Consider the following 25,518-nt stretch of genomic DNA (forward strand, 5'->3'; position numbering starts at 1 on the left):
TATCTGCATCAGGAGATTCCATGAATCCCGAGTCCGTTAGCCCTCAACCCCTGGTCCTGCTGAAACAACCCGCGCCGGGCGTGGCGCTGCTGCGGCTGAACCGCCCGCAGGCCCTCAACGCGCTGAATATGGCGCTGCGCGAGGAGCTGGCCGAGCACTTTCGCCGCCTGGATAGCTGCCCGGAGACCCGGGTCGTGGTGCTCACCGGCGGCGATACGGTGTTTGCCGCCGGCGCCGACCTCAGCGAGCTGGTGAACGCCAGCGCACTGCAACTCTATGCCCGGCATGCCGAGCGCCACTGGCAAGCCATCTCGGCGTGCCGCAAGCCGGTCATCGCCGCGGTGAATGGCTACGCCCTGGGCGGTGGCTGTGAGTTGGCGATGCATTGCGACCTGATCGTCGCCGGCCACTCGGCGCGTTTTGCCCAGCCGGAAATCAAGGTCGGGGTGATGCCCGGGGCGGGCGGCACCCAGCGCCTGCTGCGCGCCATCGGCAAGTTCCAGGCGCTGCGCCTGCTGCTTACCGGTTGCCAGGTCCCGGCCGACGAGGCGCTGCGCCTGGGCCTGGTCAGCGAGGTGGTGGCGGACAGCGAGACCCTGCCGCGGGCCCTGGCCCTGGCCGCCAGCATCGCCGGCATGCCGCCGCTGGCCGTGGCGCAGATCAAGGAGGTGGTGCTGGCCGGCATGGACCTGCCGTTGGAGCAGGCGTTGGTGCTGGAGCGCAAGGCTTTCCAGCTGCTGTTCGGCTCCCATGACCAACGCGAAGGCATGCAGGCCTTTCTTGAGAAACGCAAACCGGAGTACCAGGGGAAATGACCACACAACCATTGCAACGCATCGGCCTGGTTGGCACCGGCGCCATGGGCCGGGGCATCGCCCAGGTCATGGCCATGGCCGGGCTCAAGGTATTTTTGTTCGATGCGCGCCCGGGTGCCGCGGGCATGGCCCGGGAGCAACTGGCGACGATCTTTGCCCAGCAGATCGAGAAGGCCCGCATCACCCCGCAGGACGCCGCGGCGGCCATGCTCAATCTGGAAGTGGTCGACAGCCTGGACGCGCTGCGTGACTGCCAACTGGTGATCGAGGCGATAGTCGAGGACCTGGCGGCCAAGCAGCAGCTGTTTCGGCAACTGGAGGAGGTGCTGGCACCGGACGCGATCCTGGCGAGCAATACCTCGTCGCTGTCGATCACCGCGATTGCCTCGGTGTGCCGCTATCCGGAACGCGTCGCCGGGCTGCACTTCTTTAATCCGGTGCCGCGGATGCGCATTGTCGAGGTGGTCGACGGCCTCGCCACCCGCGTCGGCGCGCGCTTGCAGGAGCTGGTCCGCGTCATTGGCTACTACCCGGCGCGGGCCAAGGACTCTCCCGGCTTTATCGTCAATCATGCCGGACGGGCCTTTGGTACCGAGGCGCTGCGCATCCTCAGCGAGGGCGTGGCCCCTGCATGGCGGATCGATGCGCTGCTGCGCGACAGCGCCGGTTTCGCCATGGGGCCGTTCGAGCTGCTCGACCTGATCGGTCTGGATGTCAGCGTGCCGGTGATGGAGTCGGTCTACCGGCAGTTCTATGAGGAGCCGCGTTATCGGCCTCACCCCGTGCTGCGGCTGATGCTGGCGGGTGGGCACCTGGGGCGCAAGAGCGGGCAGGGCTTCTACCTCTATGACGAGCCAGGTGATACGCGGCTCCCGCCACAGGCCGTGCCCTCTTGCGCGGTGCTGCCGCCGGTGTGGATCGCCGCCGACGACGAGGTCGGCCGGCTGCGTCTGCTGGACCTGCTCGAACGCCTGGGGGCCCGGGTCGAGAACGGCCTGCGACCTTCCACCTCGGCCTTGTGCCTGGTGGCGCCACTGGGCGATGACGCCAGCGAAGCGGCCCTGCGTCATGCCATGGATCCGTCGCGCACGGTGGCGATCGACACCCTGACCGCGCTCGACAGCCAGCGCTGCCTGATGCTCAACCCGGCGACCCGCGAAGACATGCAGCACGCCGCCCACGCACTATTCAGCGCCGACGGCGGCACGGTGACGCTGATCCGCGACAGCTGCGGCTTCATCGTCCAGCGCACCCTGGCGTCCATCGTCAACCTGGCCTGCGACATCGCCCAGCAGGGCATCGCCTCGGTGGCCGATATCGACGCCGCGGTACGCCTGGGCCTCGGCTATCCGCTGGGGCCGCTGGAGTGGGGCGACCAACTGGGCCCCGAGCGCCTGCTGCAGATCCTCGAGCGCCTGCACGCCCTCACCGGCGACCCGCGTTATCGCCCCAGCGGCTGGTTGCGCCGTCGGGCCCTGCTGGGCCTGTCCCTGCGCCAGCCGGAAAACCCGCTGCCGGCCTGAGGCCTGCCGATCCCTACTGCTGCGAGAGTCCTTTCATGCTTGATGCCTATATCTACAGCGGCTTGCGAACCCCCTTCGGCCGGCATGGTGGCAGCCTCGCCAGCGTGCGCCCGGACGACCTGGTGGGGCCTTTGCTGGCGCGTTTGCTGGAAACCTCGGGGCTACCGGCCGAAGCGCTGGAAGAGGTGATCCTCGGGTGTACCAACCAGGCCGGCGAGGACAGCCGCAACCTGGCGCGCAATGCCTTGCTCAGCGCCGGGCTGCCTTGGCGCGTGCCCGGGCAGACGGTCAACCGCCTGTGCGCCAGCGGCCTGTCGGCGGTGATCGACGCGGCCCGGGCGATCACCTGCGGCGAAGGCCGGCTGTACCTGGCTGGCGGGGTCGAGAGCATGTCCCGGGCGCCCTTCATCATGGCCAAGGCCGAGAGTGCCTACAGCCGAAGCCTGGACGTGGCCGACAGCACCATTGGCGCACGCTTCGCCAACCCGCGGCTGGTCGAACGCTACGGCAACCACAGCATGCCCGAGACCGGCGATAACCTGGCCCGACTCTATGCCATCAGCCGCGAGGACGCCGATCGCTTCGCCGCCGCTTCCCAGGCGCGTTACCAGGCGGCCTTGCGGGGCGGAGTGCTGGACGACGAGATCATGGCCGTCGAGCTGGCGGCCGGGCGCAAGGGCCCGGCCTTGACCGTCTGCGATGACGAACACCCGCGCGCCCGCTCCGACCTGGCGGCCCTGTCGCGCTTGCCGACGCTGTTCGCGGAGGGCGTGGTGACCGCCGGCAACGCTTCGGGGATCAACGATGGCGCGGCGGTGTTGCTGCTCGGCAGTCGTGAGATCGGGAGGGAACATGGGGTCGTGCCCATGGCGCGAATCCTCTCATCGGCGTCGGTCGGCGTGGAGCCGCAGTTCATGGGTATCGGCCCGCACGGGGCGATTCTGCTGGCGCTGCAGCGGGCCCGCATCGGCCTGGAGCAGCTCGACCTGATCGAGATCAACGAGGCATTCGCGCCACAGGTGCTGGCTTGCCTCAAGGCCCTGGAGCTGGATTTCGACGATCCGCGGGTCAACCCCAATGGCGGCGCCATCGCCATCGGCCACCCACTGGGCGCGTCCGGGGCCCGGCTGGTGTTGAGCGCCTGCCGTACCCTGCAACGCAACCACCAGCGTTACGCCGTGGTCAGCCTGTGCGTGGGCGTGGGCCAGGGCGTGGCCATGGTGATCGAGCGCGCCTGAGCCTGATCTACCGCTTGGCGTTGTTTCACGCCGGGCGCAAGGCGGGGCATCGTTGGCGAATCAACGCCTGATTTGCGGCGGCATCCGCTGCGGCGCTGCTCTACAGTGCACAGACATTCCTTCTGGTGCTGGAGACGGCCATGGATAATGCCCCCTTGCTGTTCCAACTGCCCGATGACGACACCCTGTACCGCGCCTTGCTCGAACGCGACCCGGCCTATGACGGGTTCGCTTTCGTCGGGGTCAAGAGCACGGGCGTGTTCTGTCGGCTGACCTGCGCGGCGCGCAAGCCCAAGCGCGAAAACACGGTGTTCTTTAGCTCGATCAAGGCCTGTATCGAGGCCGGTTTTCGCGCCTGCCTGCGCTGCCGTCCGCTGGAGCAGGCAGGTACTCAGGAGCCGCTGGTCAAACAGCTGCTGGCCTTGCTGGAAAACAATGCCGACAGGCGCTGGTATGAAGGCGACCTGATCGAACTCGGCTTCGACTCTTCCACGGTGCGCCGGGCCTTCAAGCGTCACTTCGGCGTGACCTTCCTGGAAATGGCCCGGCTGCGGCGGATCGGCGAGGGCATGCAGCAACTGGCGGGCGGCGCCAGCGTGATCGATGCGCAGATCAGCGCCAGTTTCGATTCCGACAGCGGCTTTCGCAGTGCCTTCACCCGGTTGCTCGGCCAGCCACCGTCGAACCTGCGCGGCCGCGAACTGCTCAAGGCCGACTGGCTGCAAACCCCGATCGGCGTGATGCTGGCAGTGGCCGATGCGCAGGCCCTGCATCTGCTGGAGTTCTTCGACCGCCCGGCATTGGCCACTGAGCTGAAGCGCCTGCAAGAGCACACTGGCTCGACCATCGGTTTCGGGCGTTTTGCCCCCATCGACCAGATCGAGAGCGAATTGCGACGGTTTTTCGCTGGGGAGTCGGCGAGCTTTGCCACGCCGCTGGCGCTGAATGCTTCGGCCTTTACCCGCACGGTGTGGCAGGCCCTCAGGGCGATACCGCCAGGCACCACCCGCAGTTACGCCGAGGTGGCGAGTAGCATAGGTTCGGCCTCCGCCGTGCGGGCCGTGGCCCGGGCCAATGGCGCCAATCAGATCGCCATCGTGATTGCCTGTCACCGGGTGATAGGTTCCGACGGTTCGCTCACCGGTTATGGCGGCGGGCTCTGGCGCAAACGCTGGCTGCTTGAGCATGAGCGGCGCTTGTACCCGCAGATTTCGGCGCGCCAGAACCTCAGGGCCGATGAACCCGTTGCAGGGTGAAGGTCAGCGTCGGGCTTTGCTGCACCACCCGCTCGCCATCGAGCACCTGCACCGCCAGGCGGTGCTCGCCGCGATCGATGTTCACCAGTTGCAGGCTCGGCAGGTTGCCGGGCTGGCCATAGGGTTGGTCGTCCAGCAGCAGGCGCAGGCGATGCTCGTTGTGCAGGGGCGGTTGCAGGCTGACCTCGACATTGAAGGTGCCGTTGTTGGCGCGGATCACACCGCCGTTCGGTACGCCGCTCAGCTCCAGGGTGGTGTAGGCCGGCGCGTTGGAGGGTGGCTTCTGTTCAGGCTCGACGCCGGGCGGTGTGAGCGGCCTGGGCGCCTCTATGCGGTTCAGCGGCGCCAGCTCGACGGCCTGACCGGGCACGCCGGCCGGCGGCTGGTCGCTGTAGGCGGTATTGCCGTGGGCGTCGGTGTAGCGGTAGATCTGCGCGGCGGCCGGCAGGGCGGTCAGCAACAGCAGGTAGAGACAGTGCACACGCATGGCGGCTTTCCTGGGCGCTTGGGTCGGCGGCTGCAAAGATGAAACTGCCTCCAGCATAGAGCCGCGAACCGGGCCCAGGTTCGCTGCTTCAACCTTTGGACACACAAAGCTCGGCGGTGGCGCGGACCAGCGCCAGTTGGCGCAGCGCCGGGCGGTCGCCGCCGTGGGTGGCCTGGGCCAGCCATTGCGGGCACTGCGGGTCGTTGCGGTAGGGGCTGAAATCCGCCAGTTGCTGCAGCAGGCGTTTTTGTAACCGGTCGAGTTGCGGGCGGATCTGCCCCACCAGGTCCGGGCGCGGCGTGTCCGGCGCCTGGCCTTGCAAGGTCCATTCGGACAGATGGGCGTACTGCACCAGCTTGTTGGCCTCGATCTGCGCGGCAAAGAACTGTTCCACCGCCGCGCCGTCGAGTTTGTAGGCCGGCGCCTGCGCCACCGCGCCGGCAATCACCTCACGCTCGCGCGGGCGGTCTTCCACCGGTTTGTGGCTGTCCCATTTGCTCAGGGCCACTTGGTCGGCAATGGCCAGGCGTTCTTCGAGGGTGGCCAGCAGAGGGCCGAGGGTGGCGGGGGCGGCGCAGGCATTACCGGCCAGCAACAGGGTCAACAGGGCAAGGCAGAATCGCGAAGTCATGGGCAGTCTCGGTTTCCTGGGGACAAGTCGGCGGCCATGATGCACGCAAAACCGCAGTGCCTGGCAAGCGCCGGGTGCAAGATGGGTCACTGGCCGGCCGCGGCAGTCGCGGGCGCCCCGCAATTGGTTGGACTGGAAGACAGTCGCTGGCCGCTTTCGTCATAGACTATCCGGCAGGCGCTCAAGCCGTTGTCGATCAGCTCGCGGCTCTTGATCGCGCCGTTGCGGTGATAGCACAGCTGTTCGCCGACCAGTTGGCCGTTGGACTCATGACTTTTCACTTGTTGCTGGTTGATGGTCATCCAGGTGAAACCCACCGAGTTTTTCTGGCACTCGACCTGCCCATTGTCGTAGTAGGTGCGCTGAGTGATCTGGTCATTGTCGCCGATGATCTTCTCGCGGATCTTTTGGCCTGTTTCATAGTTGTACTCGATGGAGCCTTGGGGGCTGCCAAAGAGAAAGTCCGTTTCCCAGGACAGCTTTCCGTGGGTGAACCGCCGTTGTTTTCCACAGCGTTCGACGGTTGAGCCGAACTTGTCGAAGCGGCACCAGTTGGCTTCTTCATAAAGCACTTCGTCCTGATCGTATTGTTTCATCAGGCCGACAAAGCGCCCTCCCTCGAAGCGTCCGACCGTGGCCGGCGTACCGTCGCGCAGAAAGGTCAGGTGAGGGCCTTCGTACCGATCGTTGTGCCAGGAAATATCGCTGATCAGCTTGCCGTCTTCGCTGTAACCCAGTGAGCGGCCTTCCCGTTTGCCATTCTCATATTGCTGCGAGTACTGCAGGTTGCCGCTGGGGCTATAGCCTTCACGGGTGCCGGACAGCACATCTGCCTGGTAATGCTCGATCAGGACCAGCACGCCATTGGCGTCGGTTTCGCGCAACTCGCCCTCTTTTTTATCGGCGACGAAGTTCACGCTCTGGCTATGGCCCTTGTCCGTCTTGAGTATCCAGGGTCCGCTTTTCAGGTCGTTCTCGAAGTTGCCGCGACCTGCTTGGGTAACCCATGGCCCTTCGCGTTTGTCGTTGCGGTAGCTGCCGCTTTCTGTGAAACCGTCTACCTTCTCTTCGCTCGGACCGTTGAGCACGCCATGGATATAGGTCTGGAAGCCAGTGACAGCGGATTCGCCTCCTTCGTCGTAGGACAGCACCCAGCGTCCCTCACGCAGATCGTCCCGATACTCGCCCGTTGCGGATTGCCAGCGGTAGGTTTCGGTCCACTGCCCCTGGCGCTTGCCATCGACATAACGGCCATGGGTCCAGCCATCGTCCGGGTTGGAAAAACTCCATTCGCCGGTGCGTTGGCCGTGGGCATAGGCACCCTGGGCGGCAACGGCACCGCCGGAATCGGAGTATTCCACGCAGGCCCCGTCCTCGCTGCCAGTGAAGCGTCGCGGTTCGGTTTCCCAGGCAATGCGGCTGGCCCGGTAGTTGTACAGCAGGGGCTCGCCCTCCAGCGCAGGCGTTTCGCCGCGCCAGTAGGTGGCGGTGAGAAAGCGTCCGTCCTTTTCGGCGAAGGTCTTTTTGTAGCTGTACTGCTCAGCTCCGGGCGGATGGGCGGTGATGGGCTGCCCGTTCTGGTCGAAGTAACCCACCAGGGTGCCGGCCGAATGGTCGAGCCGGTCGAATTCCTCGATACCCGAGTCTTCGTAGAAGTAGCTGTAGTTCAGCGGTGTCAGTTGGCGCAGGGCCTGTTTCACCGTCGGGGCATCGAGTTTCTTGTGGTCTTTGGCGATGCGCTCCAGGGCGGGCTGCAGTTTTTCCAGGCGCTGGTAGAGGTGGTCGCTTTCGTTATAGCGATAGGCATGCACGCGGTATTGGCCGCGCTGTTTGAACAGCACCAGGCGGGTCAGGGACTCATCGTCCAGGGCGATGTTGAACACCGACTCGATGGTTGCATCGCCGAAGTCGTCCAGCAGCTGCGGCTGGCTCTCATCCGGGTCGACCGAGTAATAACCTTTGACGCCGCCACCCTGCTTGATAAAGGCCAGGGTCGCCGAGCTTTCCGCCAGGCCGGTGATCAGCGGGTGGGCCAGGGATTTGTCGGCATAGAAAGGCGCCGCCTGGGTGCTGCCGAATGCCAGGCAGGCGATCAGGCCGAGAGAACGAGTCCACTGCATACGAATCCCTTCGTCGAGGCGCCGGACAGAGGGCGCGAGAGGCGCGGATTATCCATGGATGAATAGCCCGGGGGAATGCTCCGCGGCTATGGCCGGGCAATAAAAAAGGCCTCCCGAGGGAGGCCTTTTTTCTTGTTACGTAGCATGTCACGCCGCGTGGGGCGGCGCTACCGGATCAGCAGCTGTAGTACAGCTCGTATTCCAGTGGGTGTACGAAGGTACGGACCTTGATTTCTTCTTCGCTTTTCAGGGCGATGTAAGCGTCGATGAAGTCGTCGCTGAAAACGCCGCCTTTGGTCAGGAACGCACGACCTTTGTCCAGCTCTTCCAGGGCTTCTTTCAGGCTGCCGCAAACTTGTGGGATCTCTTTCGCCTCTTCAGGCGGCAGGTCGTACAGGTTTTTGTCAGCCGCGTCGCCAGGATGGATCTTGTTCTGGATACCGTCCAGGCCGGCCATCAGCAGGGCAGCGAAGGCCAGGTATGGGTTGGCAGCCGGATCCGGGAAGCGTGCTTCGATACGGCGGGCTTTAGGGCTCGACACGTAAGGGATACGGATCGAAGCGGAACGGTTGCGAGCCGAGTAGGCCAGCATGACCGGAGCTTCGAAGCCTGGGACCAGACGCTTGTAGGAGTTGGTCGAAGGGTTGGTGAAACCGTTCAGGGCCTTACCGTGCTTGATGATGCCGCCGATGAAGTACAGGGCGGTGTCGGACAGGCCGGCATAACCTTCGCCAGCGAAGGTGTTCTTGCCATCTTTGGAGATGGACATGTGCACGTGCATACCCGAGCCGTTGTCGCCGTACAGAGGCTTAGGCATGAAGGTCGCGGTGCGGCCGTAGGCATCGGCCACGTTGTGCACGCAGTACTTCAGGGTCTGAACTTCGTCGCCCTTGTTGACCAGGGTGTTGAACTTCACGCCGATTTCGTTCTGGCCGGCAGTCGCCACTTCGTGGTGGTGAACTTCGATGACCAGGCCCATTTCTTCCATGGCATTACACATGGAGGTACGGATTTCGTGGTCGTGGTCGAACGGAGGAACCGGGAAGTAGCCGCCTTTCACGCCTGGACGGTGGCCTTTGTTGCCGCCTTCCACGTCCTGGTCGGACATCCACGAGCCTTGCTCGGAGAAGATCTTGAACATGGAGCCGGAGATGTCGGACTTGAACTTCACTTCGTCGAAGATGAAGAACTCAGGCTCAGGACCTACGAATACGGTGTCGCCGATACCGGTGGACTTCAGGTATTCCTCGGCACGCTTGGCGATGGCGCGTGGGTCGCGATCGTAGCCCTGCATGGTCGAAGGTTCGATGATGTCGCAGACCAGGATCAGGGTCGGCTCTTCGGTGAACGGGTCCAGGACGGCGGTTTCGTCAACCGGCATCAGGATCATGTCGGAGGCTTCGATGCCTTTCCAGCCAGCGATGGAGGAACCGTCGAACATTTTGCCGATTTCGAAGAAATCGTCATCCAGCGCATCACGGGCCGGCATGGTCACGTGGTGCTGAGTGCCTTTGGTGTCAGTGAAGCGCAGATCAATCCATTTGACGTCATGATCTTTGATGAGTTGAACCGACTTCGACATAGTGTCCTCCGGGTGGCTTCGGGCGAGTGTTGGTGTGCCCTTAGAATGTGGGTGATGCCGGCGCAGATACTCTGCCATGGCAACCTGCCTCACAAGGGAGCAAATTGCATGCCAGTGCCCTGAGTTGGGTTTTATGCCCCAAACTCACGCATTCCTGGCGCTATTTGCGCCAGATTGGCAAATCGACGCACCGCAATGTTGCGTTTTTATCTGGTTGTGACCTGTTTTGGTGCGCGAAAAACCGAGTGCACATTAATTGGTTAAACCTTGAGCAATTTCCGCTATAATCCGCGCCCCCCTTTTTCGGCTGGCCCAGCGCGCGCTGTTTTCATGAAACTAATCGTTAAAGTTTTCCCGGAAATCACCATCAAGAGCCGCCCGGTACGGACGCGTTTCATCCGTCAGCTGGCCAAGAACATCCGTGCCGTGCTCCGCGATCTGGACCCGGCTGTGGTGGTCAATGGTGTGTGGGACAACCTCGAGCTGGAAACCGCCGTCAGCGAGCCGAAAGCCTTGAAGGAGATGACCGAGCGCCTGAGTTGCATGCCGGGCATCGCGCATTTCCTGCAGGTCGATGAGTACCCGTTGGGCGACTTCGACGACATCGTCGCCAAGTGCAAGCAGCACTTTGGCGAGGCGCTGTCGGGGAAAGTTTTCGCCGTGCGCTGCAAGCGTGCCGGCAAGCATGAATTCAGCTCCATGGACGTGGAGAAATACGTTGGCAGCCAGCTGCGTCGGCAGTGCGGCGCCGCCGGGATTTCCCTGAAAGAACCGGAAATCGAAGTGCGGATGGAAATTCGCGACCAACGGTTGTTCGTGATTCACAGCCAGCACAACAGCATCGGCGGTTACCCGCTGGGCGCCCTGGAACAGACCCTGGTTTTGATGTCCGGCGGTTTCGATTCCACGGTGGCGGCCTACCAGATCATGCGTCGCGGCCTGATGAGCCACTTCTGCTTCTTCAACCTGGGCGGGCGTGCCCACGAATTGGGCGTGATGGAAGTCGCGCACTATATCTGGAAGAAGTACGGCAGTTCCCAGCGCGTGCTGTTTGTCAGCGTGCCGTTCGAGGAAGTGCTCGGCGAAATCCTCGGCAAAGTCGACAACAGTCATATGGGCGTCATTTTGAAGCGTATGATGTTGCGTGCCGCGTCGAGCATCGCCGACCGCCTGCACATCGACGCGCTGGTCACCGGCGAGGCGATTTCCCAGGTGTCGAGCCAGACCCTGCCGAACCTCTCGGTCATCGACTGCGTGACCGACAAGCTGGTGCTGCGCCCGCTGATCGCCAGCCACAAGCAGGACATCATCGACCTGGCCAACGAAATCGGCACCGCCGATTTCGCCAAGCACATGCCGGAGTACTGCGGGGTCATCTCGGTGAACCCCAAGACCCACGCCAAGCGCCATCGCGTGGAGCATGAAGAGAAAGAATTCGACATGGCGGTGCTCGAGCGTGCGATCGAGCGGGCCAAACTGGTGCCGATCGATCGGGTGATCGACGAACTGGGCCAGGATTTGCAGATCGAAGAAGTCAGCGAGGCGCTGGCGGGCCAGATCGTGATCGACATCCGTCATCCGGATGCTCAGGAAGACGACCCGCTGACACTTTCTGGCATCGAGATAAAAGCGCTGCCGTTCTATGCATTGAATGCACGCTTCAAGGAACTGGACCCTACTCGCCAGTACCTGCTGTATTGCGACAAAGGCGTCATGAGTCGCCTGCATGCTCACCATCTGCTCAGTGAGGGACATGCCAATGTGCGCGTTTATAGACCGAGCTAAGTGCCCGGGGCTGTTTGCCTGTGGCTTGCGTCACCGGCCCCCCGACGCCACCGTCAAGCTGTAACGGCCTTGCCGGACTCTATTGTTAATCGCTGCCAGCAGTTGTCAGCACACCGAATCCTCTGATCGAGATACACAAGTGATCGAAAATCTACGCAACATCGCCATCATTGCTCACGTTGACCACGGTAAAACCACCCTGGTAGACAAACTCCTGCGTCAATCCGGCACCCTGGAGCGCAACGAGCTCAACGACGAGCGCGTGATGGACTCCAACGACCAGGAAAAAGAGCGCGGTATTACCATCCTGGCGAAAAACACCGCCATCAACTGGAACGGCTACCACATCAACATCGTGGACACCCCGGGCCACGCCGACTTCGGCGGTGAAGTTGAACGCGTAATGTCGATGGTCGACTCCGTTCTGCTGCTGGTCGACGCTCAAGACGGCCCTATGCCGCAAACCCGTTTCGTGACCAAGAAGGCGTTCGAAGCCGGCCTGCGTCCGATCGTGGTCATCAACAAGGTCGACCGTCCAGGCGCGCGTCCTGACTGGGTTCTGGACCAGATCTTCGACCTGTTCGACAACCTGGGCGCCACCGAAGAACAGCTGGACTTCAAAGTCGTCTACGCCTCGGCCCTGAACGGTATTGCCGGTCTGGACCACACCGACATGGCTGAAGACATGACCCCGCTGTACCAGTCGATCGTCGACAACGTTCCGGCTCCGGCCGTTGACCGTGACGGTCCGTTCCAGATGCAGATTTCGGCTCTGGACTACAACAGCTTTCTGGGTGTTATCGGCGTTGGCCGTATCGCTCGCGGTCGCGTCAAGCCGAACACTCCGGTCGTCGCTATCGACACCGAAGGCAAGAAGCGCAACGGCCGTATCCTGAAGCTGATGGGTCACCACGGTCTGCACCGTGTGGACGTTGAAGAAGCCGCTGCCGGCGACATCGTCTGCATCAGCGGTTTCGACGAGCTGTTCATCTCCGACACCCTGTGCGATCCGACCGCTGTTGAAGCGATGAAGCCGCTGACCGTCGACGAGCCAACCGTTTCCATGACCTTCCAGGTCAACGACTCGCCATTCTGCGGTAAAGAAGGCAAGTTCGTGACCAGCCGTAACATCAAGGAACGTCTGGACAAAGAGCTGCTGTACAACGTTGCACTGCGCGTTGAAGAAGGCGACTCGGCTGACAAGTTCAAGGTTTCCGGCCGTGGTGAGCTGCACCTGTCGGTACTGATCGAAACCATGCGTCGCGAAGGTTTCGAAATGGGCGTTGGCCGTCCTGAAGTAATCATCCGTGAAGTCGACGGCGTGAAGCAGGAACCGTTCGAAAACGTCACCATCGACATCCCTGAAGAATCCCAGGGCAAGGTCATGGAAGAAATGGGCCTGCGTAAGGGCGACCTGAGCAACATGGTTCCGGATGGCAAGGGCCGTGTACGCCTGGAATACAACATCCCGGCCCGTGGCCTGATCGGTTTCCGTAACCAGTTCCTGACCCTGACCAACGGTGCAGGCATCCTGACCTCGATCTTCGATCGCTACGCTCCGATGAAGTCCGGCCACATGTCCGGTCGTCAGAACGGCGTACTGGTTTCGGTCGAAACCGGCAAGGCGCTGACCTACTCCCTGGAAACCCTGCAGGCGCGCGGCAAGCTGTTCGTCGAGCACGGCCAGGAAATCTACAACGGTCAGATCGTTGGTCTGAACAGCCGTGACAACGACCTGGGCGTGAACCCAACCAAAGGCAAGAAGCTCGACAACATGCGTGCTTCGGGCAAGGACGAAACCATCGCCCTGGTTCCGCCGGTTCGTTTCACCCTGGAACAGGCTCTGGAATTCATCCAGGACGACGAGCTGTGCGAAGTGACTCCTAAGTCCATCCGTCTTCGCAAGAAGATCCTGGACGAAGGCGAGCGTACCCGCGCTGCCAAGAAAGCCAAGAACTGATTCTTAGTTCCGGCTGAATGAAAACGCCCCCGGTCGAAAGGCCGGGGGCGTTTTTTTTGATCTGCGAAAAAACTCGGGTCCTGTAGCCGCTGCCGAGCCTGCGATCGGCCGCGTAGCGGTCGTCAAGCGGTAGATCTGAAACTCTGCGGTGGCCCGGATTGCGGCTGCTTTGCTGCCGATCGCAGCCTCGCCAAGGCTCGGCAGCGGCTACAGGGCGGCAGGGTTACGCGGGGAACGGGGTTGCAGGCGCAGGTCGAGGCTCAGAAGCGTTCCAGGGTCCGGCTGCTGGTGTTGGTCGGGCGCTCCACCGGCTTGGGCTTGTACGCGCAATAGCCCGGGCGCGGGCCGATCTTCGGGTGGTTGCGGCAGGTGTCCGGGCGCTTGTCATAAATGGTGCACAGGCGGCTCTTACGATCCAGATACAGGCAGTCGTTGTTACTCATGCGCTGCAGGGTGAAGATCTCGGACTTCTGGTTGTAGCGCTCGACGATGCCTTCCTTCTGCAGGCGCTTGGCGATGTTCTTCGCCGGCTCGCCGCGCTCGAATTCGTCGACGATGCCGATGCGGATCAGATCCTTGATCTTGACCTCCACCGGCAGGGTGCAGCAGCTGGACATGCAGGAGCCGCACATGGGCGCGGAATACTTGGCCCAGGTATCGAGTCGGTCGATTTCCGCGGCGGCGATCAGGTTGGACTTCATCAGGCTTGTTTCCAGCGTGTGTATCAGGGCGCGCGATCATACCGGTACTGGTGGATTTTTGAACAACCATTTAACGGAATTTACGCCTGCCCAAGGGGAGTGCAAGGGTCGGCACGGCATCTGCATCATTTTTGCCAGCTGCCGCGGGAGACGCCGCCTCTGCTCGGGCAATCGCACGACGCACCGAACCAGAGTCTTTGGCTCCTGTCAGACCGACTAGGCTCAGACAATTCCATGCTCACTGTCTATCTCGCTCGAGGTCGTATTCATGACTCAGGAACTGCAAGTTCGTGACGCTGAGGTGGCCGCTTTTCGCGACGCCGTCCTGACCAAACTCACCTACGCGGTGGGCAAAGACCCGGACCACGCCTTTGACCATGACTGGTTCGAAGCCATCGCCCTGGCGGCGCGCGATCACATGGTCGAGCACTGGATGGACCATACGCGGCAGATCTACCGCAAAGGCCAGAAACGCGTTTATTACCTGTCCCTGGAATTCCTCATCGGCCGCCTGCTCTACGACAGCCTGAGCAACCTCGGGCTGCTGGACGTGGCACGCGATGCGCTGAACGACCTGGGCGTCGACCTGGAGCGCATCCGCCTGCTGGAGCCGGATGCGGCGCTGGGCAACGGTGGCCTCGGCCGGCTGGCTGCGTGCTTCATGGAAAGCATGTCGACCCTGGGCATCGCCGGCCACGGCTACGGCATCCGTTATGAACACGGTTTGTTCCGCCAGGCCATCGTCGATGGCTGGCAGCAGGAGCAGACCGAGCACTGGCTGGACTTCGGCAACCCCTGGGAGTTCGAGCGCCCCGAAGTGATCTATTCGATCGGCTTCGGCGGCAGCGTCGAGACCGTCACCGACGAGGCCGGCCACGCCCGGCAGGTCTGGTGGCCGGCGGAAACCGTGCGCGCGGTGGCCTACGACACCCCGGTGGTCGGCTGGCGCGGTGCCAGCGTCAACACCTTGCGCCTGTGGCGGGCGCGGGCCATGGAAGACCTGCACCTGGAACGCTTCAACGCCGGCGACCACCTGGGCGCGGTGGCCGAGGTGGCCCGGGCCGAAAGCATTTCCCGGGTGCTCTACCCGGCGGACAGTACCGAAGCCGGGCAGGAACTGCGCCTGCGCCAGGAGTACTTCTTCGTCTCCGCGTCCCTGCAGGACCTGCTGCGCCGGCACAAGAACATGCACGATTCGGTGCTCAGCCTTGGCGAGCATGCGGCGATCCAGCTCAACGACACGCACCCGTCGATTGCCGTGGCCGAACTGATGCGCCAGCTGGTGGACCTGCATGGCATCGCCTGGGAAGCGGCCTGGCAGATCACCGTCGAGACCCTGGCCTACACCAACCACACGCTGCTGCCCGAGGCCCTGGAAACCTGGCCGGTGGGCCTGATGGAACGCATGCTGCCGCGGCACATGCAGATCATTTACCTGATCAACGCCCAGCACATCGATTCGCTGCGGGCCAAGGGCATCCACGACTTCGACGTGCTGCGCGCGGTGTCGCTGATCGAAGAAGACAACGGCCGCCGGGTGCGCATGGGCAACCTGGCGTTTCTCGGTTCCCACAGTGTCAACGGCGTGTCCGGCCTGCACACCCAGCTGATGCGCAGCACGGTGTTTTCCGAGCTGCACAAGCTGTATCCGGAGCGGATCAACAACAAGACCAACGGCATCACCTTCCGCCGCTGGCTGTACCAGGCCAACCCCAAGCTGACGGCGATGCTGGTCGAAGCCGTGGGCCCGGAGCTGCTGGACAACCCCGAGGAGCTGTTGCTCAAGCTCGAACCCTTCGCCGAGAAGCCGGCCTTTCGCAAGCAGTTCGCCGAACAGCGCCTGCACAGCAAGCGCGCGCTGGCGGCGATCATCCATGAACGCCTGGGCATCGCGGTCAATCCGGCGGCGCTGTTCGACGTCCAGGTCAAACGGATCCATGAGTACAAGCGCCAGTTGCTCAACCTGATGCACACGGTGGCGCTGTACCAGGCGATCCGCGCCGAGCCGGAAATCGACTGGGTGCCGCGGGTGAAGATCTTCGCCGGCAAGGCCGCGGCCAGTTATCACCAGGCCAAACTGATCATCAAGCTGAGCAACGACATCGCCCGCACGGTGAACAACGACCCGACCGTGCGCGGCCTGCTCAAGGTGGTGTTCCTGCCCAACTACAACGTTAGCCTGGCCGAAAGCATCATCCCGGCGGCGGACCTGTCGGAGCAGATTTCCACTGCCGGTTTCGAGGCCTCGGGCACCAGCAACATGAAGTTCGGCCTCAATGGCGCGCTGACCATCGGCACCCTGGACGGCGCTAACGTCGAGATGTGCGAGCGGGTCGGCGCCGAGCACATGTTCATCTTCGGCCTCAGCGCCCAGCAGGTGGAGGCACGCAAACGCAATGGCGAGTTCAGCGCGGTGCCGGACATCGCCGCCTCCCATCGTCTCAACGATGTGCTGCAGGCGATTCGTGGCGGGGTATTTTCGCCGGACGATCCGGCCCGTTACACCGGGCTGATCGATTCGCTGGTCGACTATGACCGCTTCCATGTGTGCGCCGATTTCGACTCCTACTGGAATGCCCAGCTGCATGTCGAAGAGCGCTGGCGCGACAGCAATCAATGGTGGCGTTCGGCGGTGCTCAACAGCGCGCGCATGGGCTGGTTCTCTTCGGATCGGACCATTCGCGAGTACGCCACAGAGATCTGGAAGGCTCTGGAATAGGCCGCTCGGCGGTCCCCGTAGCGTCTAAAGGGCGCAGGCTATCGCAGCCTGCGCCAACGTCTACGGATCGGATTTCGGGCTACGCTCAACCCCATGCATGAACTCTCTGTGGCGGATCTCGTCTCATAGGAGGAAATGCACCCCGACTCGCGTTAAACTGCGCGGGTTTTTAGCCCCCCATTCCTCCGGAGCCGTCCATGTCCCGCGTTACCCTGAGTCGCTATTTGATTGAGCAGACCCGCAGCAACAACACTCCTGCCGATCTGCGCTTCCTGATCGAAGTGGTGGCGCGTGCCTGCAAGGAGATCAGCCATGCCGTGTCCAAAGGCGCCCTGGGCGGTGTTCTGGGCAGCATGGGCACTGAAAACGTCCAAGGCGAAGTGCAGAAGAAGCTCGACGTGCTCTCCAACGAGATCCTGCTCGAAGCCAACGAATGGGGCGGCCACCTGGCCGGCATGGCGTCCGAGGAAATGGACAATGCCTACCAAATCCCGGGCAAATACCCGAAAGGCGCGTACCTGCTGGTATTCGACCCGCTGGACGGCTCGTCGAACATCGACATCAACGCCCCGGTCGGCACGATCTTCTCGGTATTGCGTTGCCCGAACGAATACCTGAGCCAGAACGAACCGCTCAATGAAAAGGCCTTCCTGCAGCCAGGCACCCAGCAGGTTGCCGCCGGTTACGCCATCTACGGCCCGCAGACCATGCTGGTGCTGACCCTGGGCGACGGCGTCAAGGGTTTCACCCTGGATCGCGAAATGGGCAGCTTCGTGCTGACCCACGAAGACATCACCATTCCTGAAAGCACCCAGGAATTCGCCATCAACATGTCCAACCAGCGTCACTGGGAAGCGCCGGTGCAGCGTTACGTGAGCGAATTGCTGGCAGGCGAAGAAGGCCCGCTGAACAAGAACTACAACATGCGCTGGGTGGCCGCGATGGTCGCCGACGTGCACCGCATCCTGACCCGCGGTGGCCTGTTCATGTACCCACGCGACAGCCGCGAGCCATCCAAGCCGGGCAAGCTGCGCCTGATGTACGAAGCCAACCCGATGTCGTTCCTGGTGGAACAGGCGGGCGGCGCTTCCACTGACGGTCACCAGCGCATTCTCGACATCCAGCCTGAAGGCCTGCACCAGCGCGTAGCGGTGTTCCTCGGCTCGAAGGAAGAAGTCGCCCGCGTCACCGCCTACCACAAGGAATAACCCATGGCCGCGCCCTGGCAGCCCTTGCTCGACTGGTGGTTCGGTTCGGCCGAGAAACCCGCGGATATCAAGGCTGAAAAGGGCAGGCTGTGGTTTGGCAAGCGCGACAGCCAGGACCTCGAGGCGCGCGAGCGTTTCGGGGATCTGGTGGAACAGGCCTTGGCCGGCGGATTGACCGAGTGGGCGCAACGCCCGCAAGGTTGGCTGGCCCTGGTGCTGCTGCTCGACCAACTGCCGCGTATGCTGTATCGCGAAACCCCCAAGAGCTTTGCCGGCGATCTACGTGCCCAGGCGCTGGTGGCCCAGGGTATTGCCGCGGATTTCGACCGCCAGTTGGCGCCGATGCAACGCAGCTTTGTCTACCTGGTGTTCGAGCATTGCGAGAACCTGGCGGTGCAGAACGAAGCGATCTCCAGGTTCGCCGCCTTGCACGACGAGCAGCCGCTGGCCGACCAACCGGTGTTCGCCGATCTGCTGGACTACGCCGAACGGCATCAGAAAATCATCGCCCGCTTCGGGCGTTTCCCCCATCGCAACCAGATTCTCGGGCGTGAATCGACGCCGGAGGAACTGGCGTTCCTGCGCGAGCCGGGTTCCAGCTTCTAGTTCTTCTGCATTCTGTAATCCCTATCGCGGGCAGCCTCGCTCCTACAGGCGCGTGTATGCATCCGTAGGAGCGGCCGGTCGACGCTCGATTGCCCGCGATAGGGCTTCAGGACCCATGAATACTTAGCGCCTGACTCGCAGCAGCCGCTTCATCAGCATGGTTTGCAGGTCTTGGCGGGTATCGGCGATGACATGGATGTAGATGGTAGCGTCTCGTACTTCATAGATGATTCGATTCATCCCCGAGAGTATCTGTCGGTAGTGGCCGACATGCAGTTGTTCGAGTTCTGCGGGAATCGCCCCGGCGTAGGGCAGGGTGGCCAGTTGGCGAATGGCTTGTTTTAGGCTGCTGTAGCTGTTGTGCCAGGTAGCGGTGGAGAACCGCTGGGTGAGGTAGGTACGCAACTCGATGAGGTCGGTTTCCGCCGAATGCAGAAGCACTACCTTGAATGTCACGGTTGGTCGGCCTGGTCCAGTTTGTCGAACACGTCCTGGGCATCGCGGAATTGGCCTTCATCGATCTCACGATTACCGAGGGCGAGGATCTTCAGCAGCGCCATGGTTTCTTCCTGCTGCTCGAAGCTTTTCACATCCATGACCACCAGTTTTGCCTCGCCGTTCTGGGTAATGACCATGGGCTCACGGCTTTCGGTGATGGTTTTGACGATCTCGGCGGTATGGCTTTTCAGGTAACTGATCGGTTTGATCTGAGAAGAAAGCTTCATGGGAGCATCTCGTCTGGGGAAGCAGGACTGAGTTTAGTCTTTATTCAGTCCTATGTGCGCCGCGCCAGACGAGTTGAGTGTTGCTGATCGTTAAATTCGGAAACTGCCCACCAACTGCTGCAACCGCGCCGCTTGCTGCTCCAGGTCGGCGCAGGCGCGCAGGGTCGCCTGCAGGTTTTCCACGCCTTCCTGGTTGAGGGTGTTGATCTCGGTGATGTCGACGTTGATCGACTCCACCACGGCGGTCTGCTCCTCGGTGGCGGTGGCCACGGACTGGTTCATGCCGTCGATCTCGCCGATGCGCTGGGTCACGCTGCCCAGGTGCTGGCCGGCCTGGTTGGCGATGCCGACGCTGCTTGCGCTCTCGCGCTGGCTTTCGGTCATGGTGTCCACCGCCTGGCGGGCGCCGACCTGCAGTTCCTCGATCATCTTCTGCACTTGCTGCGCCGAGTCCTGGGTGCGGTGGGCGAGGTTGCGCACCTCATCGGCGACCACCGCGAAACCACGGCCGGCCTCCCCGGCGCGGGCGGCTTCGATGGCGGCGTTGAGGGCCAGCAGGTTGGTCTGCTGGGAGATGCTGGTGATGACTTCGAGGATCTGCCCGATGTTCACCGTGTTGCTGTTCAAGGTTTCGATATGGCCGCAGGAGTCGCTGATCTTCGCCGACAGTTGCTGCATGGCGGCGATGGTCTGGTCGACCACGGCCTGGCCTTCGCCAGCCAGGTTGCGCGCATCGCTGGAGTGCTGCGACGCCAGGGCGGCGTTCTGGGCGATTTCCTGGGCGGCGGCGCCGAGCTGGTTAATGGCCGCGGCAACGCTGCTGGTGCGCGAGGCCTGCTGGCCGGAGTTGAACATCGACGAGTTCGAGGCGCTGACCACCCGCAGGGCGACTTCGTTGACCTGGCCGGTGGCCGAAGCGACTTCGCGGATCGAACCGTGAACCCGTTCGACGAAACGGTTGAACGACACGCCCAGGGTGCCGAACTCGTCGTGGCCATGGATGGTCAGGCGCTTGGTCAGGTCGCCTTCGCCCTCGGCGATGTCGTGCATGGCGCGGCCCATCAGGTGCAGCGGCTGCATCAGCACGCGGATCAGCATGCCCAGCAGGCTGATGATGATCACTACGGCAATCAGCATGGCGATGATCGCCGAGGTGCGGAACTCGCTGAGCATCGAGAACGCGGTGTCCTTGTCCAGCACCAGCGCCACGTACCAGTCCGCCGCCGGCACGCCGTTGACGCGGGTGAAGGAGATGAGCTGGGTCTTGCCGCCCAGCTCGACTTCCTTCAGGCCCGGGCCGACCTGCGGGGCGCCATTGGGGTAGGCGTCGCTGAGGTTCTTGAGCACCAGCTTGCTGTCCGGGTGGATCAGGATCTTGCCGCCGGCGCTGACGATGAACGCCTGGCCATGGCCGCCGAAATTCAGCGAGTTGATGATGGCGCTGACGTTGGACAGGTCGATATCGGCCCCGGCGACGCCGATGAAGCTGCCCTGGTGCTGCACCGGGGTGGCGACGGTGATCACCAGCTTGCCGGAAGAGGCGGCGATGTAGGGTTCGGTGACGATGGTCTGCTGGGCCGAGTTGGCCGCCTTGTACCAGCCACGGGCACGCGGGTCGTAGTCGGGCGCGCGGTTGCCCGCCGGGACCGAGAACATCGCGCCGTCCTGGCCGCCGAAGTAGCTGAGCTGGAAGTTGCTGGCATAGGCGGGGAGGCCGACGCTGCGTTTCAGGCCGTCGGCGCCGCTGCCGTCCACGGCGATCTGCTGGGCCAGGGTGTGCAGCAACTGGATGCGGCTTTCCAGCCAGGTCTGGATGTTGCTGCTGGTCAGGCTGCCGAGTTCCTGCATGGAGGACTCGTTGCTGCTGTGCAGGGCCTCGCGCTGTCGATAGTCGTTGAACAGGATAAAACAGGCGAACGCAACGGCGACCACAAGAGCGGCGGCAAGCAGGATCTTATGGCTGAATTTCATGTTTCTGGTCATTAGGTGAACTACCGCGAAAGGGTGGTCAGCGAGGGGGCGTCAATTTGCCATAACGGCAGCTTTTGCGCTGCTTTTATGTCGACTGGCCATCATGAAAAATGAGGCACGCCGACGTCTGCCCGACGAAATGCGTTTTGCCCCCGCAAAGTGGTTGATTCCGGAGGAAATGCTGGGCGCTGCGTCACAATAAATAGGCGTCTGGCTGGGGAACCAGATGGGGCTTTTCTCTTCTAAGCTTCTGGTTGGCAGCATGCCATCCCCCCGTTCGCCCAGGAGTTTCACCATGTCCCTGCGTTCTCTCGCTCTGTTGTCGTTCTGCGTGCTGTTGGCTGCATGCGGCAAGATCAATCAGGAAAACTATTCCAAGCTGTCGGCCGGCATGCCCAAGGCCGAAGTTGAAAAACTGCTGGGCAAACCAACCGATTGTTCCGGCGCGCTGGGCATGTCCAGCTGCACCTGGGGTGACAAGAACAGCTTTATCAGCGTGCAGTACGCCGGTGACAAAGTGCTGATGTTTTCCGGGCAAGGCCTGAAGTAAAAAAACCGGGGCCACGTGCCCACGGGAGAAAAATAATGATGCGTTTGCTAGTCACTCTTCTGGCCGGCCTGTTGTTGGCCGGCTGCGCCACTTCCCGGGACGATTCACTGGCGCCCAAGACCGCGAATCACGTCGATCTCAAGCGTTACCAAGGGACCTGGTACGAGTTGGCGCGTTTGCCGATGTATTTCCAACGTAACTGCGCGCAATCCGAAGCCCGCTACACCCTGTTGCCCGAAGGTAATATGGCGGTACTCAACCGCTGCCTGACCGCCAACTGGCAATGGGAAGAGGTGCGGGGCACGGCAACGCCGCAGGCGCCGGACAAAACCGACAAGCTGTGGGTCGAGTTCGATACCTGGTTTTCCCGGTTGATCCCGGGCCTGGCCAAGGGCGACTACTGGGTGCTGTATGTGAGCGACGACTACAAGACCGCCATTGTCGGCAACCCGGATCGTCGATACCTGTGGCTGTTGTCGCGCCGGCCGAATGTCAGCGAGGCGGTTCGCGAGGACCTGCTGAGCAGGGCGCGCCAGCAGGGTTATGACACCACCCGCCTGATCTGGCGAGTGTCGGACAAGGCGATGGCCAAGACCTCGAAGTGAATCCATGCGGGAGCCAGCGTGCTGGCTCCCGCGGTGACGGGCTTCAGCCGAGCAGGTCGCGCAGCACCTGGGTAAAGGCCCGATTACTTTCTTCTTCGCCTGCGTGACGTCCGTCGCGCACGACCCACTGACCGTTGACCAGCACATCGCGCACCTGGCGATCGCCGCCGGCGAACAGCCAGCGGTTGAGAATGCCGTCGCCCTCGGCGGTGGCCAGGTAAGGATCGCTGCCGTCGAGCACCAGCCAGTCGGCACGCTTGCCCACTTCCAGGGCGCCGATCGGCTGCCCCAGGGCCTGGGCGCCGCCGTCCAGCGCGGCGTCGTACAGGGTCCGGCCAACCATCGGCTGGTCGTTGCGATACAGGCGGTTGCGGCGTTGATCGCGCAAGCGCTGGCCGTATTCCGCCCAGCGCAATTCTTCCACCACGCTCAGCGACACATGGCTGTCGGAACCGATGCCCATGCGGCCGCCCTGGGCGAGAAAATCCACCGCCGGGAAAATCCCGTCGCCGAGGTTGGCTTCGGTGGTCAGGCACAGGCCGGCAATCGCTCGGCTTTGCGCCATGAGGCTGACTTCTTCGGCATTCGCGTGGGTGGCATGGACCAGGCACCAGCGCTGATCGACCGCGGTGTTTTCATACAGCCATTGCAGCGGCCGACGCCCGCTCCAGGTCAGGCAGTCGTCGACTTCCTTCTGCTGTTCGGCAATGTGAATATGCACCGGGCACTGCTTGTCGCTGGCGTCCAGCACCTCGCTGATCTGCTGCGGGGTGACCGCGCGCAACGAGTGGAAGCACAGCCCCAGCTGCTGGGCCGGTTGCCGGGCCAGCAGCGGTTGCAGGCGGCTTTGCAGCTTGAGGTAGTTTTCCGTGCTGTTGATGAAGCGGCGCTGGCCTTCGTTGGGCGCCTGGCCGCCGAAACCGGAGTGGCTGTACAGCACTGGCAGCAGGGTCAGGCCGATGCCGGCGGCGCTGGCGGCCTGGCTGATGCGCAGGGACAGCTCGGCCGGGTCGGCGTAGGGCTGGCCGTTGGTGTCGTGATGCACATAGTGGAATTCGGCGACCGAGGTGTAACCGGCCTTGAGCATTTCGATGTACAGCTGACGGGCGATGATGCCCAGCTGGTCCGGGCTGATCTTGCCCACCAGGCGATACATCAGGTCGCGCCAGGTCCAGAAGCTGTCGTTGGGGTTGCCGGCCACTTCCGCCAGCCCGGCCATCGCCCGCTGGAACGCATGGGAGTGCAGGTTGGGCATGCCCGGCAGCAGCGGGCCTTGTAGCCGCTCGGCGCCTTCTGCGCTGGCATCGGCCTGGATGTGGGTCAACAGGCCGTCGGCGCTGACCTCGAGACGTACGTTGTTGGCCCATCCGTTAGGCAGCAGTGCGCGTTCGGCAAAGAAGGCGGACATGGTTCAAGCACCCCGTCGTGTGTTATTTGTATATACATATACAGACGTTTGCCTGCTCGGTAAACTCCGGCAAGCTAGCCTCTTTCTTCAGCCAACAAGGATTTCCCGTGCCGACTCCGCCCGCCAACTCCCCGCTGGCCGCCCATCTGGGCGATAGTCCGGCGCCCCTGTACGCCCGCGTCAAGCAGATGATCACCCAGCAGATCGAGAGTGGAAACTGGCCGCCGCACTACCGCGTGCCCTCGGAAAGCGAGCTGGTCAGCCAGCTGGGTTTCAGTCGCATGACCATCAACCGCGCCCTGCGCGAGATGACCGCCGAAGGCCTGCTGGTACGCATGCAGGGCGTGGGGACTTTCGTCGCCGAACCCAAGAGTCAGTCGGCCTTGTTCGAGGTGCACAACATCGCCGACGAGATCGCCTCGCGCGGTCATCGCCACACTTGCAAAGTCATTACCCTGGGTGAAGAGGCGGCCGGTTCCGAGCGCGCCGTGGCCCTGGAAATGCGCGAAGGGCAGAGGGTCTTCCACTCGCTGATCGTGCACTTCGAGAACGATATCCCGGTGCAGATCGAGGACCGTTTCGTCAACGCGCTGGTGGCGCCGGATTACCTCAAGCAGGATTTCACCTTGCAGACCCCCTACGCCTACCTGAACCAGGTCGCGCCGCTGACCGAGGGCGAGCACGTGGTCGAGGCGATTCTGGCCGAGCCGGAAGAATGCAAGTTGCTGCAGATCGAGCGCGGCGAGCCGTGCCTGCTGATTCGTCGCCGGACCTGGTCCGGCCGCCAGCCGGTGACCGCCGCGCGCCTGATCCACCCGGGTTCTCGTCACAGCCTGGAAGGGCGGTTTCATAAGTAAGGGGCATAAATGACTCAGCTGAACGTTTTGCGCGCGGCCAACTACCCGCGCATGCCATGGAAGAACGCTGGCGGCAGTACCGAAGAGATCACCCGGGACGCCGGCGTCGGCCTGGAAGGTTTCGGCTGGCGGCTGTCGATCGCTGATATCGGCGAGTCCGGCGGCTTTTCCAGCTTCGCCGGCTACCAGCGGATCATCACCGTGCTGCAAGGCGCGGGCATGACCCTGACGGTGGACGGCGAGGACACCCGCGCACTGTTACCGCTGGACCCCTTTGCCTTCAGTGGCGCCAGCCAGGTCGCGTGCACCCTGATCGACGGGCCGATTCGCGACTTCAATCTGATCTACGCGCCGGACCGCTACAGCGCTCGCTTGCAATGGCTGCAGGGTGGCCAGCGCTTCTTCACCCAGGCCGGCACGGTGCTGGTATTCAGCGTGGCCGAGGAAATGCGCGCCGACCTGGGTGGCGGTGTCGCCGCCTTGCTTGAGCGCCATGACTGCCTGCAACTGCTCGGTAACCCCGGCCTGCGGGAAGTCACCGTCAGCGGCGCTTGCTGCGTGATCGAACTGACAGCCATCTGACCTGTAGCCGCTGCCGCAGGCTGCGATAGGCCGGGGTCGCGCTCGACTCGAAGAGCCTTCCGGCCTGCAAGAGCGCGTCTCCTTCGGAGTCGATCGCAGCCTTCGGCAGCGGCTACAAAGCCCCCTGTTTCTCTCCCTCCCTGATGTTGTTTCCCTCGCGCACCAATTTGTTACCGAACGCCCCAGTGT

General features: G+C 62.8%; 22 protein-coding genes. 13 read left to right on the forward strand and 9 right to left on the reverse strand.

All coding sequences use genetic code 11. The features are described 5' to 3' along the window. Positions 1–20: 20 nt before the first annotated feature. The 4 genes from C4K27_RS01895 (at position 21) to C4K27_RS01910 (ending at position 4,832) form a co-directional block, all read left to right on the forward strand. Entirely contained in the window at positions 21–815 is a 795-nt protein-coding gene (locus C4K27_RS01895) for an enoyl-CoA hydratase (protein WP_053259318.1), read from the forward strand. Further along, positions 812–2,338, forward strand: a complete 1,527-nt coding sequence (locus tag C4K27_RS01900; RefSeq protein ID WP_053259319.1) for a 3-hydroxyacyl-CoA dehydrogenase — start codon at positions 812–814, stop codon at positions 2,336–2,338. The genes C4K27_RS01895 and C4K27_RS01900 overlap by 4 nt, the downstream gene beginning before the upstream one ends. Positions 2,339–2,373: 35 nt before the next feature. Continuing rightward, the gene (locus tag C4K27_RS01905) at positions 2,374–3,576 is read left to right on the forward strand and encodes a 3-oxoadipyl-CoA thiolase (RefSeq protein ID WP_053259320.1); all 1,203 of its coding nucleotides are present in this window, start codon (positions 2,374–2,376) and stop codon (positions 3,574–3,576) included. A gap of 140 nt (positions 3,577–3,716) precedes the next feature. Further along, a complete protein-coding gene (locus C4K27_RS01910; protein WP_053259321.1) occupies positions 3,717–4,832 on the forward strand; it encodes a bifunctional transcriptional activator/DNA repair enzyme AdaA in 1,116 nt (371 codons plus the stop codon). Here the strand turns inward: C4K27_RS01910 and C4K27_RS01915 are convergent. The 4 genes from C4K27_RS01915 to glnA all read right to left on the reverse strand — a co-directional run bounded on the left by C4K27_RS01915 (position 4,804) and on the right by glnA (position 9,652). After that, entirely contained in the window at positions 4,804–5,319 is a 516-nt protein-coding gene (locus C4K27_RS01915) for a DUF4124 domain-containing protein (protein WP_053259322.1), read from the reverse strand. The genes C4K27_RS01910 and C4K27_RS01915 overlap by 29 nt on opposite strands. A gap of 88 nt (positions 5,320–5,407) precedes the next feature. Then, positions 5,408–5,950, reverse strand: coding sequence for a chorismate mutase (locus C4K27_RS01920; RefSeq protein WP_053259323.1), 543 nt, complete (start codon positions 5,948–5,950; stop codon positions 5,408–5,410). Between the two features lie 86 nt (positions 5,951–6,036). Continuing rightward, a complete protein-coding gene (locus tag C4K27_RS01925; RefSeq protein WP_053259324.1) occupies positions 6,037–8,070 on the reverse strand; it encodes a toxin-antitoxin system YwqK family antitoxin in 2,034 nt (677 codons plus the stop codon). Positions 8,071–8,245: 175 nt separating this feature from the next. After that, positions 8,246–9,652 (reverse strand): glutamate--ammonia ligase, encoded by a 1,407-nt coding sequence (gene glnA, locus C4K27_RS01930; protein WP_007929953.1) that lies wholly within the window; start codon positions 9,650–9,652, stop codon positions 8,246–8,248. Positions 9,653–9,982: 330 nt separating this feature from the next. Between glnA and thiI the strand changes: the two genes are divergently transcribed. Together thiI and typA are read left to right on the forward strand one after the other, a co-directional pair. Continuing rightward, a complete protein-coding gene (gene thiI, locus C4K27_RS01940; protein WP_007929954.1) occupies positions 9,983–11,437 on the forward strand; it encodes a tRNA uracil 4-sulfurtransferase ThiI in 1,455 nt (484 codons plus the stop codon). A gap of 139 nt (positions 11,438–11,576) precedes the next feature. Next, the gene (typA, locus tag C4K27_RS01945; protein ID WP_009046549.1) at positions 11,577–13,397 is read left to right on the forward strand and encodes a translational GTPase TypA; all 1,821 of its coding nucleotides are present in this window, start codon (positions 11,577–11,579) and stop codon (positions 13,395–13,397) included. Between the two features lie 260 nt (positions 13,398–13,657). Here the strand turns inward: typA and C4K27_RS01950 are convergent, their stop codons facing one another. Then, positions 13,658–14,101 (reverse strand): YkgJ family cysteine cluster protein, encoded by a 444-nt coding sequence (locus tag C4K27_RS01950; protein WP_023970087.1) that lies wholly within the window; start codon positions 14,099–14,101, stop codon positions 13,658–13,660. Positions 14,102–14,366: 265 nt separating this feature from the next. Between C4K27_RS01950 and C4K27_RS01955 the strand changes: the two genes are divergently transcribed. The 3 genes from C4K27_RS01955 (at position 14,367) to C4K27_RS01965 (ending at position 18,631) form a co-directional block, all read left to right on the forward strand. Beyond that, positions 14,367–16,817, forward strand: a complete 2,451-nt coding sequence (locus C4K27_RS01955) for a glycogen/starch/alpha-glucan phosphorylase (protein ID WP_053259325.1) — start codon at positions 14,367–14,369, stop codon at positions 16,815–16,817. Between the two features lie 197 nt (positions 16,818–17,014). Next, positions 17,015–18,025 (forward strand): class 1 fructose-bisphosphatase, encoded by a 1,011-nt coding sequence (locus C4K27_RS01960; RefSeq protein ID WP_007925933.1) that lies wholly within the window; start codon positions 17,015–17,017, stop codon positions 18,023–18,025. A 3-nt stretch (positions 18,026–18,028) separates the two neighbouring features. Further along, positions 18,029–18,631, forward strand: coding sequence for a DUF924 family protein (locus C4K27_RS01965; RefSeq protein WP_053259326.1), 603 nt, complete (start codon positions 18,029–18,031; stop codon positions 18,629–18,631). Between the two features lie 123 nt (positions 18,632–18,754). On the opposite strand, the gene C4K27_RS01970 is transcribed toward C4K27_RS01965, so the two are convergent. The 3 genes from C4K27_RS01970 to C4K27_RS01980 form a co-directional block, all read right to left on the reverse strand. Further along, a complete protein-coding gene (locus C4K27_RS01970; RefSeq protein WP_053259327.1) occupies positions 18,755–19,087 on the reverse strand; it encodes a type II toxin-antitoxin system RelE/ParE family toxin in 333 nt (110 codons plus the stop codon). Further along, on the reverse strand, positions 19,084–19,356 hold the full coding sequence (locus C4K27_RS01975; protein ID WP_053259328.1) for a type II toxin-antitoxin system Phd/YefM family antitoxin: 273 nt from the start codon (positions 19,354–19,356) through the stop codon (positions 19,084–19,086). The genes C4K27_RS01970 and C4K27_RS01975 overlap by 4 nt, the downstream gene beginning before the upstream one ends. A gap of 90 nt (positions 19,357–19,446) precedes the next feature. After that, positions 19,447–21,339, reverse strand: a complete 1,893-nt coding sequence (locus tag C4K27_RS01980) for a methyl-accepting chemotaxis protein (RefSeq protein WP_203031547.1) — start codon at positions 21,337–21,339, stop codon at positions 19,447–19,449. A gap of 283 nt (positions 21,340–21,622) precedes the next feature. Here C4K27_RS01980 and C4K27_RS01985 point away from each other — a divergent pair, with 283 nt between their 5' ends. Beyond that, entirely contained in the window at positions 21,623–21,877 is a 255-nt protein-coding gene (locus C4K27_RS01985; protein WP_007925924.1) for a hypothetical protein, read from the forward strand. Between the two features lie 35 nt (positions 21,878–21,912). Further along, positions 21,913–22,482 (forward strand): lipocalin family protein, encoded by a 570-nt coding sequence (locus tag C4K27_RS01990; protein WP_007925922.1) that lies wholly within the window; start codon positions 21,913–21,915, stop codon positions 22,480–22,482. 43 nt (positions 22,483–22,525) lie between these two features. On the opposite strand, the gene C4K27_RS01995 is transcribed toward C4K27_RS01990, so the two are convergent. Continuing rightward, positions 22,526–23,890 (reverse strand): formimidoylglutamate deiminase, encoded by a 1,365-nt coding sequence (locus C4K27_RS01995; RefSeq protein WP_053259330.1) that lies wholly within the window; start codon positions 23,888–23,890, stop codon positions 22,526–22,528. Positions 23,891–24,078: 188 nt separating this feature from the next. Between C4K27_RS01995 and hutC the strand changes: the two genes are divergently transcribed. Both hutC and C4K27_RS02005 read left to right on the forward strand, forming a co-directional pair. Then, a complete protein-coding gene (hutC, locus tag C4K27_RS02000) occupies positions 24,079–24,747 on the forward strand; it encodes a histidine utilization transcriptional repressor HutC (protein ID WP_238437480.1) in 669 nt (222 codons plus the stop codon). Positions 24,748–24,756: 9 nt separating this feature from the next. Continuing rightward, a complete protein-coding gene (locus tag C4K27_RS02005; protein ID WP_053259331.1) occupies positions 24,757–25,329 on the forward strand; it encodes a HutD/Ves family protein in 573 nt (190 codons plus the stop codon). Positions 25,330–25,518 lie beyond the last annotated feature (189 nt).

The organism is Pseudomonas chlororaphis subsp. chlororaphis, assembly GCF_003945765.1.
GTDB lineage: Bacteria > Pseudomonadota > Gammaproteobacteria > Pseudomonadales > Pseudomonadaceae > Aquipseudomonas > Aquipseudomonas chlororaphis.

What these genes read in the sequence shown, in the direction of transcription:
- thiI (WP_007929954.1), top strand. Translation starts at nt 9,983, where the DNA reads ATGAAACTAATCGTTAAAGTTTTCCCGGAAATCACCATCAAGAGCCGC.
- glnA (WP_007929953.1), bottom strand. Translation starts at nt 9,652, where the DNA reads ATGTCGAAGTCGGTTCAACTCATCAAAGATCATGACGTCAAATGGATT.
- C4K27_RS01920 (WP_053259323.1), bottom strand. Translation starts at nt 5,950, where the DNA reads ATGACTTCGCGATTCTGCCTTGCCCTGTTGACCCTGTTGCTGGCCGGT.
- C4K27_RS01965 (WP_053259326.1), top strand. Translation starts at nt 18,029, where the DNA reads ATGGCCGCGCCCTGGCAGCCCTTGCTCGACTGGTGGTTCGGTTCGGCC.
- C4K27_RS01910 (WP_053259321.1), top strand. Translation starts at nt 3,717, where the DNA reads ATGGATAATGCCCCCTTGCTGTTCCAACTGCCCGATGACGACACCCTG.
- C4K27_RS01925 (WP_053259324.1), bottom strand. Translation starts at nt 8,070, where the DNA reads ATGCAGTGGACTCGTTCTCTCGGCCTGATCGCCTGCCTGGCATTCGGC.
- C4K27_RS02005 (WP_053259331.1), top strand. Translation starts at nt 24,757, where the DNA reads ATGACTCAGCTGAACGTTTTGCGCGCGGCCAACTACCCGCGCATGCCA.
- C4K27_RS01975 (WP_053259328.1), bottom strand. Translation starts at nt 19,356, where the DNA reads ATGAAGCTTTCTTCTCAGATCAAACCGATCAGTTACCTGAAAAGCCAT.
- hutC (WP_238437480.1), top strand. Translation starts at nt 24,079, where the DNA reads ATGATCACCCAGCAGATCGAGAGTGGAAACTGGCCGCCGCACTACCGC.
- C4K27_RS01900 (WP_053259319.1), top strand. Translation starts at nt 812, where the DNA reads ATGACCACACAACCATTGCAACGCATCGGCCTGGTTGGCACCGGCGCC.
- C4K27_RS01905 (WP_053259320.1), top strand. Translation starts at nt 2,374, where the DNA reads ATGCTTGATGCCTATATCTACAGCGGCTTGCGAACCCCCTTCGGCCGG.
- C4K27_RS01985 (WP_007925924.1), top strand. Translation starts at nt 21,623, where the DNA reads ATGTCCCTGCGTTCTCTCGCTCTGTTGTCGTTCTGCGTGCTGTTGGCT.
- C4K27_RS01990 (WP_007925922.1), top strand. Translation starts at nt 21,913, where the DNA reads ATGATGCGTTTGCTAGTCACTCTTCTGGCCGGCCTGTTGTTGGCCGGC.
- C4K27_RS01955 (WP_053259325.1), top strand. Translation starts at nt 14,367, where the DNA reads ATGACTCAGGAACTGCAAGTTCGTGACGCTGAGGTGGCCGCTTTTCGC.
- C4K27_RS01895 (WP_053259318.1), top strand. Translation starts at nt 21, where the DNA reads ATGAATCCCGAGTCCGTTAGCCCTCAACCCCTGGTCCTGCTGAAACAA.
- C4K27_RS01960 (WP_007925933.1), top strand. Translation starts at nt 17,015, where the DNA reads ATGTCCCGCGTTACCCTGAGTCGCTATTTGATTGAGCAGACCCGCAGC.
- C4K27_RS01995 (WP_053259330.1), bottom strand. Translation starts at nt 23,890, where the DNA reads ATGTCCGCCTTCTTTGCCGAACGCGCACTGCTGCCTAACGGATGGGCC.
- C4K27_RS01915 (WP_053259322.1), bottom strand. Translation starts at nt 5,319, where the DNA reads ATGCGTGTGCACTGTCTCTACCTGCTGTTGCTGACCGCCCTGCCGGCC.
- C4K27_RS01980 (WP_203031547.1), bottom strand. Translation starts at nt 21,339, where the DNA reads ATGACCAGAAACATGAAATTCAGCCATAAGATCCTGCTTGCCGCCGCT.